Source organism: Paracoccaceae bacterium (assembly GCA_019454225.1).
Taxonomy (GTDB): Bacteria; Pseudomonadota; Alphaproteobacteria; order Rhodobacterales; family Rhodobacteraceae.
Genome location: CP075370.1, coordinates 533,465 through 547,153, shown reverse-complemented (window position 1 = coordinate 547,153; position 13,689 = coordinate 533,465). Strand labels below are relative to the sequence as shown.

The 13,689-nt window shown below is 71.3% G+C and carries 14 protein-coding genes and 1 riboswitch; of the genes, 4 read left to right on the top strand and 10 right to left on the bottom strand.

What is annotated here, in order from left to right:
* Window position 1 precedes the first annotated feature (1 nt).
* Both KF887_02645 and KF887_02640 read left to right on the top strand, forming a co-directional pair.
* Entirely contained in the window at window positions 2–892 is an 891-nt protein-coding gene (locus KF887_02645; GenBank protein QYK43403.1) for a TonB C-terminal domain-containing protein, read from the top strand.
* Between the two features lie 105 nt (window positions 893–997).
* Window positions 998–1,537 (top strand): DUF1269 domain-containing protein, encoded by a 540-nt coding sequence (locus KF887_02640; protein QYK42057.1) that lies wholly within the window; start codon window positions 998–1,000, stop codon window positions 1,535–1,537.
* On the opposite strand, the gene KF887_02635 is transcribed toward KF887_02640, so the two are convergent.
* The 3 genes from KF887_02635 to KF887_02625 all read right to left on the bottom strand — a co-directional run bounded on the left by KF887_02635 (window position 1,513) and on the right by KF887_02625 (window position 5,285).
* Window positions 1,513–2,307, bottom strand: coding sequence for a 3'(2'),5'-bisphosphate nucleotidase CysQ (locus KF887_02635; protein ID QYK42056.1), 795 nt, complete (start codon window positions 2,305–2,307; stop codon window positions 1,513–1,515). The genes KF887_02640 and KF887_02635 overlap by 25 nt on opposite strands.
* The gene (locus KF887_02630; protein QYK42055.1) at window positions 2,294–3,637 is read right to left on the bottom strand and encodes a TldD/PmbA family protein; all 1,344 of its coding nucleotides are present in this window, start codon (window positions 3,635–3,637) and stop codon (window positions 2,294–2,296) included. Before KF887_02630 ends, KF887_02635 begins: the two co-directional genes overlap by 14 nt.
* A gap of 142 nt (window positions 3,638–3,779) precedes the next feature.
* Window positions 3,780–5,285, bottom strand: coding sequence for a DUF2125 domain-containing protein (locus KF887_02625; GenBank protein QYK42054.1), 1,506 nt, complete (start codon window positions 5,283–5,285; stop codon window positions 3,780–3,782).
* Between the two features lie 139 nt (window positions 5,286–5,424).
* On the opposite strand from KF887_02625, the gene KF887_02620 reads away from it, so the two are divergent.
* Window positions 5,425–6,171, top strand: a complete 747-nt coding sequence (locus KF887_02620) for an SDR family NAD(P)-dependent oxidoreductase (protein ID QYK42053.1) — start codon at window positions 5,425–5,427, stop codon at window positions 6,169–6,171.
* Window positions 6,168–6,803 (top strand): enoyl-CoA hydratase/isomerase family protein, encoded by a 636-nt coding sequence (locus KF887_02615; protein QYK42052.1) that lies wholly within the window; start codon window positions 6,168–6,170, stop codon window positions 6,801–6,803. Before KF887_02620 ends, KF887_02615 begins: the two co-directional genes overlap by 4 nt.
* Here KF887_02615 and KF887_02610 read toward each other — a convergent pair.
* From KF887_02610 to KF887_02580, 7 genes are all read right to left on the bottom strand, one after another.
* Complete coding sequence (locus KF887_02610) at window positions 6,788–7,483, bottom strand: ATP-binding cassette domain-containing protein (GenBank protein ID QYK42051.1); 696 nt, start codon at window positions 7,481–7,483, stop codon at window positions 6,788–6,790. The genes KF887_02615 and KF887_02610 overlap by 16 nt on opposite strands.
* Entirely contained in the window at window positions 7,470–8,993 is a 1,524-nt protein-coding gene (locus tag KF887_02605; GenBank protein ID QYK42050.1) for an ABC transporter permease subunit, read from the bottom strand. Before KF887_02605 ends, KF887_02610 begins: the two co-directional genes overlap by 14 nt.
* Entirely contained in the window at window positions 8,969–9,958 is a 990-nt protein-coding gene (gene thiB, locus KF887_02600) for a thiamine ABC transporter substrate binding subunit (GenBank protein ID QYK42049.1), read from the bottom strand. The genes KF887_02605 and thiB overlap by 25 nt, the downstream gene beginning before the upstream one ends.
* Window positions 9,959–9,992: 34 nt before the next feature.
* Window positions 9,993–10,102, bottom strand: a riboswitch (TPP riboswitch).
* Between the two features lie 410 nt (window positions 10,103–10,512).
* Window positions 10,513–11,346 carry an alpha/beta fold hydrolase gene (locus KF887_02595; GenBank protein QYK42048.1) on the bottom strand — a complete coding sequence of 278 codons (834 nt, stop codon included), beginning with the start codon at window positions 11,344–11,346 and terminating at the stop codon, window positions 10,513–10,515.
* A gap of 19 nt (window positions 11,347–11,365) precedes the next feature.
* Window positions 11,366–12,226, bottom strand: a complete 861-nt coding sequence (locus tag KF887_02590; protein ID QYK42047.1) for a 3-hydroxybutyryl-CoA dehydrogenase — start codon at window positions 12,224–12,226, stop codon at window positions 11,366–11,368.
* An 11-nt stretch (window positions 12,227–12,237) separates the two neighbouring features.
* Entirely contained in the window at window positions 12,238–13,020 is a 783-nt protein-coding gene (locus KF887_02585) for a 3-hydroxybutyrate dehydrogenase (protein QYK42046.1), read from the bottom strand.
* Between the two features lie 7 nt (window positions 13,021–13,027).
* Window positions 13,028–13,681 carry a 3-oxoacid CoA-transferase subunit B gene (locus tag KF887_02580; protein QYK42045.1) on the bottom strand — a complete coding sequence of 218 codons (654 nt, stop codon included), beginning with the start codon at window positions 13,679–13,681 and terminating at the stop codon, window positions 13,028–13,030.
* Window positions 13,682–13,689: the final 8 nt, after the last annotated feature.

The following is a 13,689-nucleotide window of genomic DNA, read 5'->3' as shown; positions in this document are numbered from 1 at the left end:
GATGCTGTCGGGGGCGCTGCATGCGGCGGGCGCCGTCGCGGTGGGGCCGCAGGGCGCGCCGGAGATCGCGGGCGGGGTGGCGGCGGCGGTCGCCATGCTGGGCGACGGCTTCGCCGATCTGGCCGAGGGCGCGACACCGGTCACGCCCGCGGAAACCCCGCCTGTGGCGGCCCCGACCACGGTGGCGGCAGCGACCCCCGCCACCCCCACGGCATCGCCGCCCCCTGCCGTCGCCGCGGTCGCGGTGCCCCTGGCGGCCGCCATGCCGGAGGTGGCGCTTGCCCCCCTTGCGGTGCCGCAGACGGCCGCCCCGGCGCCCGCGCCGGACATGGCAGCCCCCGCGCCCGCCGCCGCAGCCGCCACCGTGGCCCCGGCGGTGCCAGCGGAGCCCGCGCCCGCCCCGGACCGAACCGCGGCCGCCGTGCCGGAGACGGTCATCGGACAGGACGCGCCCGAGACCTCTCCACGGCCGAAGGCGCGGCCCGCCGAAAAGGCCCCGCCCGCCAGGGCGAAATCTGCCGCGGGAAATGCAGACCGGAACGCGCGGAAGGGCAGCGACACGGGCCAGGCCGATGCCGCCGCCGGCGCGGCGGGGGCCAGATCGGCGGGGGCCAGCGCGGCGGGGAACGCCGCACGGTCGAACTATCCGGGCGAGGTGCTGCGCCGCATCACCCGGTTGCGCAAGCCCGCCGTTTCCGCCCGGGGCACGGCGGTGGTGTCATTCCGCATCGCGCCGTCCGGGGCGCTGGCTTCGGTGACGCTGGCGCGGTCGTCCGGGGCCGCGGCGCTGGACCGTGCCGCGATGGACCACATCCGCCGTGCCGCTCCGTTTCCGGTGCCGCCTGCCGGGGCCGAGACGCGGTTCAGCTTCGAATTCGTCGGACGCAACTGAAGCCAGCCCCGCACCGGTCGCGGACCGGTGCGGGCGCCGCGATTTTAGGCATCCAAAGCGCTTTGACCGTGCTAGACTGCGCAGACTCATGCGCAGGAGGAACCCATGTCCGATCTTGTCATCGTCGCCTATCCGGATGAGGCGACCGCCTTCGAGGTGCGCGCCGAACTGCTGCGGCTGCAGAAGGAGTATCTGATCGAGATGGAGGACGCGGTCGTCGTGACGCGGGACGACACGGGCGACGTGCATCTGCACCAGGCGGTGAACCTGACGGCGCGCGGCGCGCTGGGCGGGGGGTTCTGGGGCGCGCTCGTAGGGATGCTGTTCCTCAACCCGATCGTCGGGGCGGCGGTCGGCGCGGGCGCCGGGGCACTGGCCGGCCGCGCCACCGACATCGGGATCGACGACGGTTTCCTGCGCGACGTGGGCCGCAGCCTGGACAAGGGCGGCTCGGCGGTCTGCGTGCTGATCCGCAAGATGACGGCGGACAAGGTGCTGGACCGGCTGGCCAACTTCCGGGCAAAGGGGCGCGTGGTGCAGACCTCGCTGTCGAAACACGCCGAGGGCATCCTGCGCGAGATCCTCGAGGAAGGCGTCGCACCGATGAAGGCGGGCGCCGATCAGCTGGGGCTGGCGAAGGACTGACCGCGCCGCCGCGCCATCAGCGCGGCATGCACCCCGGGGGCCGCCACGATCAGGCCGTTGACGCGCGGGTCGCGCCGGTTGAATGCCGGGGCCAGGCCATCGGCATCGGTGGCGGCGGCACCCGCCGCCGCGGCGATCAGGCAGCCTGCCGCCGCATCCCATTCCCAGGTGGGACGGAAGGTCAGCATCGCGTCGAACGCGCCCTCGGCAACCAGGCACAGGCGCCAGGCCAGCGAGGCACGGAATGCCCGGCGCAGCGGCGGCACGCCGCCCGGCCAGTGCGCCGCCATCATCGCCGCGCCGCTGGCCAGCGCCACCGCGCCGTCCTCGTCTTCCCGTCCGCTGGGCCGCAACGGGCGACCGTTCAGTGTGGCCAGACCGTCCGCCACCGCCGCGTAGGTCAGCCCGGCGACCGGCAGATGCACCACCGCCGCCGTCACCCGCCCGCGCTCGGCCACCGCAAGGGCATGGGCAAAATGCTCCTCTCCGGCGATGAAGGCGCGGGTTCCGTCGATCGGATCAATGATGAACACCCGTTCATTGTCCAGCCTTTCGCGGTCGTCCGGGGTTTCCTCGGACAGCCAGCCATAGTCCGGGCGGGCGCGGCGCAGGTCGGCCAGCAGCATCCGGTTCACCGCCAGGTCGGCCTCGGTCACCGGCCCGTTGCCGGGCTTGTCCCAGACGGCGGGGTTCCGGCGCCAGAACCGGCGGGCGATGCGCCCGGCCTCGGCCGCGGCATCGGTCAGCAGCGCAAGGTCACGCGCCGGCAAGCGTCAGCCCCTCGACCAGACAGGACGGCACGCGCGTGGACAGATGCGCGCGCGCGTCGTTCGCGGGGGTGATCCGCATCAGCATGTCACGCAGGTTGCCCGCGATGGTGCATTCGTTCACCGGCCAGGCGATCTGCCCCCCCTCGACCCAGAAACCGCTGGCGCCCCGCGAATAGTCGCCGGTCGTCGGGTTGATCGAGGCGCCGATCAGCGAGGTCACCAGCAGGCCCGTGCCCATGGCGGCCACCAGGTCGTCACGGCTGGCGCTGCCTGGCGTCAGTTCGATGTTCGAGGTCGCGGGCGACGGAGGCGCCGAAGGACCGCGCGCCGCATTGCCGGTGCTGGCCATGCCCAGCTTCCGGGCCGACGCGAGGTCCAGCACCCAGCCGGTCAGCACGCCATCCTGAATGATCGTCCGTTTCCGCGTCGCCAGACCCTCGGCATCGAACATCCGGCTCGCCGATGTCCGCGTCCGGTGCGGATCCTCGATGACCGAGAGGCCGGGGGGAAGCACCGGCTCGCCCAGCCTGTCGCGCAGCCACCCGGACCCGCGCGCCACGGTGGCGCCGTTGATCGCCTGCAGCAGGTGACCGATCAGCGAGGATGCCACCCGTTCGTCGAACAGAACCGGGAAGGCGCCCGTCGGGGGCTTTCGTGCACCGGCGCGCGACAGCGCCCGTTCGGCGGCAAGCTGGCCGATCCCTTCGGGTTCGGGCAGGTCGGCCATCCAGACGCGGCCCTCGCCCGCCCAGTCGCGCTCCATCGCGGTGCCCTCACCGGTAAAGGCCACCGCCGACACCGAGACGGACGACCGCGCATAGCCGCCCGAAAACCCGTTGCTCGCCGCCAGATGCACCCGGCGCAGCGAATGGCCCGCCCCCGCCTCGACCTGCGTGACGCCGCCCCGCGCCATCGCCGCGCCCTCGGCCCGGCGGGCGAGCGACTCCAGCGCCGCCGCCGCGGGCGCATCGGCCGGGTCGCACAGTTCCAGCGCAGACGGGTCGGTGGCGGTTGCGGTCTCGCCGGGGTCGGCCAGCCCGGCGAAGGGGTCTTCCGGCGCCTCGCGCGCCATGGCGACGGCACGCTCGGCCATCGCCGCGATGGTGCGGTCCGACACGTCCGAGGCCGAGACGCAGGCCTGCCGCCCGCCGATCAGCACGCGCAGGCCGATCTCGATGCCTTCGGCGCGTTCGGCCTGCTCCAGGCGTCCGGCGCGGATGTCCACCGACACCGACTGACCGTCCACCGCGATCGCATCCGCCGCCCCGGCACCGGCGCGGCGCGCGGCGGCCAGAAGGGCGTCGGTCAGATGGTGCAGGGGTCGGGTCATCGGCGGCTCCTCGCGCGCGTGCTGCGCGCCATCGGGTTCAGGTAATCCGGGGGGCAGGCGGGGACAAGCGCACGGGGCGCAGAATGGCAAAAGGCGGCCCCGGCAGGGGCCGCCCGTGCATGGAACCCCCGGGGGGACGGGTCTATTTCAGGCGCATGCCGTTGGCAAAGAAGCCCTTGTCCTTGAACTCCAGCGTCGAGGTCAGGGTATCGGGCTCGGTGCCGGGCCGCGCGAACATGCCCATCATCATGCGGGCGCCCATCGCCTGTTCATCCGGAACAAGACCCATCGCCACCAGCTTGTCCAGCAGCGCATTGCCGCCGGACAGCGCCAGGTTCACGGTGCCGGTGGGCGCGGGCACGCCGTCGAAGGACACGAGGTCGGTGTTGTCGAAGGTCAGCGCGCCGTTCCCGGTCAGTTCGGCCCCGGCGATCTTCAGCTGAAGCGCAGGCAGGTCGAAACTGTCCAGCGTGCCCGGGGGCATGCCCGAGTTCATCGCTTCCTCGTCCATGATGTCGACGCTCAGCGTGGCGGTGCCGCGCGCGTCGATCACCAGCGTCGCGGGGTCGCGCGACAGGTTCTGCATCGGGTCGAACATCGCCCAGATCTCGTCCGAAACCGTCAGGTCGCGCAGGGTGGCGCCCAGGCGATACTCCTGCGGCGCGTCGCCCTTGCTGATCGGCATCAGCAGGTCGAACGCCGTCTCGGCATAGCGGATCGCCACTTCGGGGAAGGGGATCTGCGCGCTGGAAATCAGCACCTCGACCGCGCGCGCACCGCCCTTGTAGGCCAGCTTGGTCCGGTCCATCGCCAGCGCCAGGCTGCCGCCGTCAGTCTTGCCGCGGATCGAGGTCGGGCCCGAGTCCTCGGTCACGTTCATGTCATAGGCGATCGGGCCGTAGGACAGCGCCACATCCACCGCAAAGCCCGCATTCAGCGCGTCGCTCAGCTTTTCCATGTCCATCATGGAACCGAAGGTGCCGCTCGACGTGGCCGAAAGCTGCGCCACCGTGGCGTTGATCTGCACATCCGTGCCTTCCGCCGGGTCGGTCATGGCAACCGTCAGCACCATGTTCCCGGCCGTCACGCCCGAGGTCAGGTCGATCACATCGCCAGGCTTGCGGTTGACGACGTATTTCCCGCCCGCACCCTCAAGCGCGAGGTTGAACTTGACCGGCAGCGCCTCGCCCGCCTCGATCACGCTGGTGGTCGAGACGACCATGGAATCGGCGGTGAAATCATAGGTGGTGTTGTCGGGCGTCCCGCCGGCGATCATCGACAGGTTGTCCTGCGCGATCTCGATGCCGACCTCGACATCCTCGCCTTCCGCGTTCACGGTGTTCATGGTCAGCGGATAGGTCGGCGACATCGTCACCTCGACCGTGCCGTTGCCCAGATCGCGGAACCGCACCTCGTCGATCGTGCCGGTCACGGCCACATCGCCGTCCGCCTGTTCCATCGTCATCCCGGTGATCACCAGCGTGTCGCCCTGACGGCTTTCCGATCCGGTCGAGACGGTCTGGCCATAGCCGGTGGCCAGGTCCTTCCAGTTCTGCCAGACCTGCTCGGGGGTAACCTGCGCGTGCAGCGCGGTGGTGGACAGAAGCGTGCAAAGGGCCGAGACGCCGAACAATCCGCGATGTGTCATGACCAAACCTTCCCTGTGGTGCAAAATTTGCGCGCAGCATCGGCCCCGCGCGCCGGGGGGTCAAGTGAATCCTGCGCGACGGGTTTTCCGCGCGCGCGGCGCGGGATAGGACGGGACGAACGGCAGCGGAGGGGATGCGATGCAGGGAAAAGTGGTGGTCATCACCGGTGCAAGCCGGGGAATCGGCGCGGCGGCGGCCCGCGTCTTCGTTCAGGCCGGCGCGCGCGTCGCGCTTCTGGCCCGCACCGAGGCGCAGATCGCGACCCTGGCGGCGGGGCTGGGCGATGCCGCGACGGCCATCGCCTGCGACGTGGCCGAGGCCGCGCAGGTGGACTGGGCGCTGGCGCGGGTGGCCGACCGCTGGGGCGGCATCGACGCGATGATCAACAACGCCGGCGTGATCGAGCCCATCGCGCGGCTGGCCGATGCCGATGCCGCGGCCTGGGGCCGCGCCGTCGACATCAACCTCAAGGGCGTGTTCCACGGCATGCGCGCGGCCATCCCGCACCTGCGCGCAAGGGGTGGCGGCACGCTGGTCACGGTGTCGTCGGGCGCCGCCCACAACCCGCTGGAGGGGTGGAGCGCCTATTGCGCGGCCAAGGCGGGTGCCGCCATGCTGACGCAATGCGCCCATCTGGAAGAGGCCGCGCAGGGCCTGCGAATCATGGGCCTGTCGCCGGGCACCGTGGCCACCGACATGCAGGTCGCGATCCGGCACAGCGGCATCAACCCGGTCAGCCGTCTCGACCCCTCGGCCCATATCCCGGCGGAATGGGCGGGGCGCGCGCTGCTGTGGATGTGCGGCCCCGACGCCGACGAATTTCTCGGGCGCGAGATCTCGCTGCGCGATCCCGGCGTCCGGCGGCGGGCGGGGATCACGGCATGATCCGTGTCGAGGATCGCGACGGCGGCGCCCTTCGCATCGTCACGCTGGACCGGCCCGGCAAGGCCAACGCGCTGACCGCCGGGATGCTCGAGGCGCTGACCGCGGCGGTCGAGGGCGCCACCGATGCCCGCGCCCTGGTCCTGACCGGGGCGGGTGCGGTGTTCTCCGCCGGGGCCGATCTGGACGCGGCACGCGCCGGGCTGGCGACAAGCCCGCTGTGGGAACGGCTGTCCGCCGCGGTCGCGGGGTTTCCCGGCCTGTCGGTCGCGGCGCTGAACGGCACGGCGGCAGGCGGCAGCCTGGGCATGGTGCTGGCCTGCGGCATCCGCATCGCGGCACCGGGCACGCGCCTGTTCTATCCGGTGATGCGGCTGGGCTTTCTGCCGCAGCCGTCCGACCCCGGCCGCCTGTCGGCGCTGGTCGGCCCGGCCCGTGCGCGCCTGATCCTGATGGCGGGCGCCCGGATCGACGCCGACGAGGCGCTGGCCTGGGGCCTGATCGACCGCATCGTCCCGCCCGAGGGGCTGCTTGACGCGGCGGTGGCGCTTTGCGCCGATGTTCTGGCGGCCCCGCCCGGCCATGCGGCCGCCATCGGCCGGATGATCCCGCCGCCCCCTCAGCCGCCCAGATAGTCGGCCAGCGCAGGCGGCGGCGCGTCCAGCAGCGCGCCGGTGGGCTGCGGCGCATGCGCCACGCCATCCGCGACGAACACGGTCAGCGGGGCGAAACGCCGCGCCTCGGCCGGGTCATGCGTCACCAGCAGCACCGTGGTGCCGCTTTCCTCCGCCAGTCCCGCCACAAGGTCCAGCAGATCGGCCTTCATCGCAGGCCCGAGCGCCGCAAAGGGTTCGTCCAGCAGCAGCAGCGGACGCGCGCGCAGCAGCGTGCGGGCCAGCGCCGCGCGCGACTGCTGGCCACCCGACAGCGCGGCGGGGCGCCGGTCGCCCAGCCCCGCCAGGCCCAGCCGGTCCAGCGTCGCCGCCACCCGCGCGTGATCCTCGCGCGACAGCCGCAGGCCGGGTGACAGGCCCAGCCCCGCGTTCTGCGCCACCGTCAGGTGCGGAAACAGGTTCTGGTCCTGGAACAGGATCGACAGCGGGCGCGCGCCCGGTTCCATCGCCGTGATGTCCTGCCCCTGCCACAGGATGCGGCCCGCTGCCGGACGCAGGAATCCCGCGATCGCCGACAGCAGTGTCGATTTTCCGGCGCCCGACGGCCCGATCAGCGCCACGCGCGCGCCCGGTCCGGCGGACCAGTCGGCCGTCAGGCTGAAATCGCCCTGTCGAAGGCTCAGTCGGTCAAGATGCAGCATGGCGTCCGATCCGGTCGATGGTCGCGAACAGCGCGAAGGACAGCACCAGCAACAGCAGCGCGGCCGAGGCCGCCATCTCCATCCGGTAGGCGCCCATCAGGCGATGCACCATCAGGGGCAGCGTCTCGCCCCCCTCGGTGGCAAACAGCGCGATGACGCCCAGATCGCCCATCGCCAGCGCCGCGGCCAGCCCCCCGGCAAAACCCATCGGCCCGGCCAGCCGTGGCAGCGTCACCAGACGCAGCCGCGCCAAGGGCGGCATTCCCAGCGATTGCGCAAGCCGGTCATGCGGCCGCAGCGCCTCGGCCCCCGGCAGCATCAGCCGATAGGCAAAGGGCAACGCCAGTGCGGCATTCACCGCCATGGTCACCGGCAGGGCGACATCTGCCGGGCGCAGCAGCGGCTGCACCATCAGGAACAGCCCGGTCCCCATCACCAGCGACGACAGCGCCAGCGGCAGTGTCGCCACCAGCCCGGCCCAGCGCGCACCCGCCGCCGCCGCCAGCGCCAGCGGCAGCGCGCAGGCCAGCGTCAGCACCGCCGCCACCAGCGCCACGGTCACCGACCGGCCCGCCGCCGCCCAGACCTGCCAGGGCAGATCGGCCAGTCCCGGCAGGCCGCGCAGCACCACGGCCAGCAGCGGCAGCGCCAGGAACGCCCCCGCCGCCAGCATCGCGGCCGCGTCGGCACCCCGACGCCAGCCGCCCGGCCGGGGAATGTCGGGTGCCCGGTCCAGCCCGGCCCCGAACGCAGGGGGCACCGTCAGGCGCGACGCCACCGCAAAGGCTGCGGCGCACAGCCCAAGCTGCACCAGCGAAAGCCGTGCCGCCGCCGCCAGATCGAAATCGAAGCGCAGGGCCTGATAGATGGCCAGTTCCACGGTCGTCGCCTTGGGCCCCCCGCCCAGCGTCAGCGCCACGGCAAAGCTGGTCAGGCAGACCGCAAACACCGCAAGGAACCCCCCGGGCAGCACGCCGCGCAGCATCGGCCATTCAAGGTGCCGCATCACCTCGGCCGGGCCAAGGCCCAGCGATCGTGCCAGCCGGAACCGCTCGGCCGGGATCGCCTGCCACCCGAACAGGATCAGCCGCGCAGCCAGCGGCAGGTTGAAGAACACATGCGCCAGCACCACCCCGTGCAACCCGTAGACCGTGACCACCGGCAGTCCCAGCGCCGACAGGCCGGCATTCACCCAGCCCGCCCGCCCGAACACCGCCAGCAGCCCCAGCACCGCCACCAGCACCGGCAGCAGGAACGGCGCCCCCAGCGCGGTGATGAACAGCCCCCGCCCGGGAAACCGCCGCCGCGCCAGCGCCCGCGCCAGCGGCACCGCCAGCGCGCAGGACAGCGCCGCAGACAGCGCCGCCTGCAGAACGGTGAACCGCACCGCCGCCATGTCCGGCGCCGCCAGGGTCCACGTCCCCGCCCGCAGCGCCACCGCGACCACCGGGGCGACCGCCAGAACGGCGACCGCCCCGGCGGCGGTCAGCGCGACAGCGCCGCGCGCCATCTGTCCAGGGCCGGGCCGCGGGCCGCCTGCGCCTCGTCCGGCGTCATCAGCAGCGACCGTTCGGGCATCAGCAGCGTGTCGAACCCCTCGGGCAGGCCGCCCGCGGGCATCCGCGCGGGGTACATCCAGTTCGTCGTGGGCAGCACCGCCTGCGCCGCGTCGGACCCCAGGAAGGTCAGGAACGCCCGCGCCAGGTCCGGTTGCGGCGCGTTGGCCAGAACCCCCGCCACCTCGACCTGCAGGTAATGCCCCTCGTCGAACCCGGCCGCGGCCTTGGTGGCGTCGCCCTCGGCGATCAGGTGATAGGCCGGGCTGGTGGTATAGCTCAGCACCATGTCCGCCTCGCCCTCCAGGAACAGGCCATAGGCTTCCGACCAACCGGGCGTCACCGTCACGATGTTGTCGGCCAGCCCCGCCCAGATCTCGGCGGCCCGTGCGCCATGCGCCGCCTCGATCCACAGCAGCAGCCCCAGCCCCGGGGTCGACGACCGCGGGTCCTGGATCACGATCGTCACCTCCGAGTCCGCCAGCGCCTCGAACGACCGCGGCGGGTCGGGCAGCCGCGTCACGTCATGGACAAAGGCGAACCAGCCCCAGTCATAGGGCACGAACAGCGGGTCGCCCCAGGCCACCGGCAGGTCCCAGTCGCCGGTGATGCCATGGGGCGCGAACAGGCCCGTCGCCGCCGCCTGCGCGGTCAGCGCGGTGTCCAGCCCCAGCACCACGTCGGCCGCGCCGCGCGGCCCCTCGAGCTGCACCCGCGCCAGAAGCGCCGCGCCGTCGCCCGCGCCGATCATCCGCAGGTCGCAGCCGCAGCTTTCCTCGAAGGCGGTCTCGATGGCGGGGCCGGGGCCCCATTCGCTGACAAAGCTGTCATAGGCCAGCACCGTGATCACGGGCGTTTCCGCAGCCGCCGCGCCGCCAAAGGCAAGCGTCAGGCAACCCGCGGCAATAGGAAGCTTCATGGTCGTCCTCCATTGCGACGGGCGGAGTCGGGCAGGACGATCCTGTCACCTTCCCTCCGCCGGTCCTAACCGGTTCAGGTTCAACGGGTTCACGGATCAGCTCCGCATCTCAGCCCGCATGCACGGGCACCCCGAGGTGGCACTGAGCCTAGCGGAGCCGGGCGGTGAGGGAAAGGGGGGGGGTCGGCAAGACCGGCATTCACAAGAGGCTCCGACCTGAACGCACCTGCAAGGCAGGCCCCAACCACGACTCGCCTTGATTGCGTTCCCGATTCGCCCTCCAGTCGTCAACAGCCCGGCACCCCCCGGTGTCGGGACGGATGCCAGACGCGGAACCGACGGGGAACCGACGCGGGCCATACGGCGAAAGTGGCGCGAATCCATGGGGTTAAGCCGCCGCACCGCCAAAGGCGGGCGGCCCGCGGCAACAGCGCGCTTCCGGAACGTCCTCCATCGCGACAGGCAGGGTCGCGGGGCGCGGGCCCGGTTCATCGCAGGCCCGGACGGCGCACCCGGCCCTGCACGGCGCGTTTCGCGCCATCCGGACCGCCCGATCAGCGGCGGTTCCGTATCTCGTCCAGCCACGCCCTCAGCGCCCCCATTGCCTCCGGCTCGTCAAGAAACGGGATATGCCCGCGCTCCGGGACTTCGACAAAGATCATGTCGGGGCGGCGGCGGCGCATTTCGATGGCGGTGGCCCGCGCCAGAACGTCCGAGGACGCCCCCCTGATCAGGGCCAGCGGCAGGCCTTCGCAGGCATCGAACAGGGGCCAGAGTTCGGGCAGCGGCGCAGCCATGGCCGCATCGAAGGACTGGCGCAGCGCAGGGTCATAGGTCAGCCCGACATGGCCATCCCGCTGCACATAGTGGCGGACCGTCTCTTCCTGCCATCGCAGGGCCGGGACATGCGAAAAGCCGGGCATGGCAGAGGGCATGCGGTCGGCAACCTCTTCCAGGGTCGGAACCGTCGGTTCGATCCCGACATAGGCGCCGATGCGCAACAGCCCTTCGCGTTCCACCACCGGCCCGACATCGTTCAGGCAAAGCCCGAGCAGGCGATGCCTGGCGGTCGAGGCGATGACGAGGCCGAGGAGCCCGCCCCGGGACGACCCGATGATCGCGGCTTGCGCCAGCCCCAGATGATCGAGCAGCGCCAGCGCATCCCTCGCCTCTTGCGCGACGGTGTAGGTGTCCGGTCCGGTCCAGTCGGAACCGCCCCGCCCGCGGCTGTCGAGCCGGACAAGGCGGATGCCATCGGGCAGGTGGCGGGCCAGATAGTCGAAATCGCGCCCGTCCCGGGTCAGCCCCGCCAGCGCCAGAAGCGGCAGCCCCCGGCCCTCATCGCGAAAGGCGAGCCTTGCCCCGTCCTCTGCCAGAAAGCTCTGCATGGGGCACCGTCACCCCGGCCTAGTGGGCATGATACTCGGCAAAGCCCCTGCCGGTCTTGCGGCCCAGATAACCGGCCGCCACCATCTGCTTCAGCAGGGGCGAAGGCCGATACTTGGGATCGTCAAAGCCATTGTACAGGGTCTCCATGATGTTCAGCACCACGTCGAGCCCGATCAGGTCGCCCAGCGACAGCGGACCCATCGGATGGTTGGCGCCAAGCTTCATCATGCTGTCGATGTCTTCGGCGGTCGCCAGCCCTTCGTAGACGCAGTTGATCGCCTCGTTGATCTGCGGCGCCAGCAGGCGGTTCACGATGAAGCCATAGCTGTCCTTGCTGACCCGGGGCGTCTTGCCGATGGCACGTGTCAGGTCCGTCACCGCCTCGGCCACGGCATCGGTCGTCTGCAGCGCGCGGATGATCTCGACCAACTGCATCATCGGCACCGGGTTGAAGAAATGCATGCCGATCACACGGCCCGGATGCGCCGAGGCGGCGGCGAGTTCGGTCAGCGAGATGGACGAGGTGTTCGACGCGAAGATCGCATCGTGGCGGCAGATGCCGTCCAGCCGTTTCAGCAGCCCGGTCTTGACATCGACCTTCTCGACGATCGCCTCGATCACCAGGTCGCGGTCGTCCATCAGCTCGAAGACCGTCGTGGTCTGGATGAGCGCCATGGCCTCGGCCGCCCTGGCCTCGGTCAGGCTGCCCTTCCTGGCCAGACGCGACAGCGACGTGCCGATGGTGGCCCGGCTGCGGTCGAGCGCGGCCACGGTCAGATCCTGGATCAGGACGGGAAAGCCTGCCATGGCAAAGACCTGGGCGATGCCGCTGCCCATGGTGCCGCCGCCGATGACGCCGATCTTCTGGATGGGGTGCACGATCTGTCCTTTCAATGTGCGGTCCAGCCGCCATCGACGGGCAGCGCGGTTCCGGTGATCTGGCTTGCCGCTGCGGTGCACAGGAACGCCGCCAGCGCGCCGATCTGGCCGGGCTGGACAAAGCTCTTGGTCGGCTGCGCCGCCAGAAGCACGTCGCGGATCACTTCGTCCTCGGTGATCCCCCGTGCCGCCGCCGTTTCGGGGATCTGCCTTTCCACCAGGGGCGTCAGGACATAGCCCGGGCAGATCGCGTTGGCCGTGACCCCGTGTTCGGCCCCTTCCAGCGCCAGCGTCCTGGTCAGGCCGACGATGCCATGCTTGGCCATCACATAGGCCGACTTGTAGGGCGAGGCGACCAGGCCATGGGCCGAGGCCACGTTGATCACCCGCCCCCAGCCGCGCCGTTTCATGCCGCCAAAGGTGGCGCGGCACAGGTGCCAGGCGGCCGACATGTTGATCGCCATGATCAGGTCGTAGCGGTCGACCGGGAACTCCTCGATCGGCGCGACCGTCTGGATGCCGGCGTTGTTGACGACGATGTCGATCTGGCCGAACCGCGCCTCGGTCGCGGCCACGAGGTCCGCGATCTGCGCGGGGTTCGACATGTCGGCGCCGTGAAAGGCGATGGGCGCGCCGGTTTCGGTTTCGATCTGGGCGCGCGTCGCCTCGACGGCTTCGGGGTCGCCAAGGCCGTTCATCATCACGGCATGACCGGCCTCGGCCAGGGCACGGGCGACGGCAAGACCGATCCCCGAGGTCGAGCCGGTCACGATGGCGGTACGGAAATCGGGCATGTGGACCTCAGGCAAGGATCATTTCGGGAACGTCGTCCGGGATCACCAGCGCGGCCTCGGTCGCGGCACGGATGTCATCGACGGAAACACCCGGTGCGCGTTCGCGCAGGATCAGCCCCGCTCCGCTGGGCTCGATCACGGCAAGGTCGGTCACGACAAGGTTGACCCGGCGCAGCGCCGTCAGCGGCAGGGTGCAGCGCGGGACGATCTTGGACTGCCCCTTTGCCGCATGCTGCATCGCGACCACGACACGAGCGGCCCCGGTGACCAGGTCCATCGCCCCGCCCATGCCCGGCACCATCTTGCCCGGGACCTTCCAGTTCGCGAGATGTCCCGCCTCGTCCACCTGCAAACCGCCCAGCACGGTCATGTCCAGATGCCCGCCCCGGATCAGGCCAAAGCTCATCGCGCTGTCGATCGAGGCTGCCCCGGGAACGGCGGTCACGAAGCCGCCGCCCGCATCGGTCAGGTGGCGATCCTCCATCCCCTCGGGGGGACGGGCGCCAAGGCCGATCACGCCGTTCTCGGCCTGGAAGAACACGCCCAGATCGGGCGGCACGAAGTTCGCCACCATCGACGGCAGCCCGATACCCAGGTTCACCAGAGATCCGGCCTTGATTTCCCGTGCCACGCGGCGGGCGATAAGTTCCTTGGCGTCCATCTCGGCCC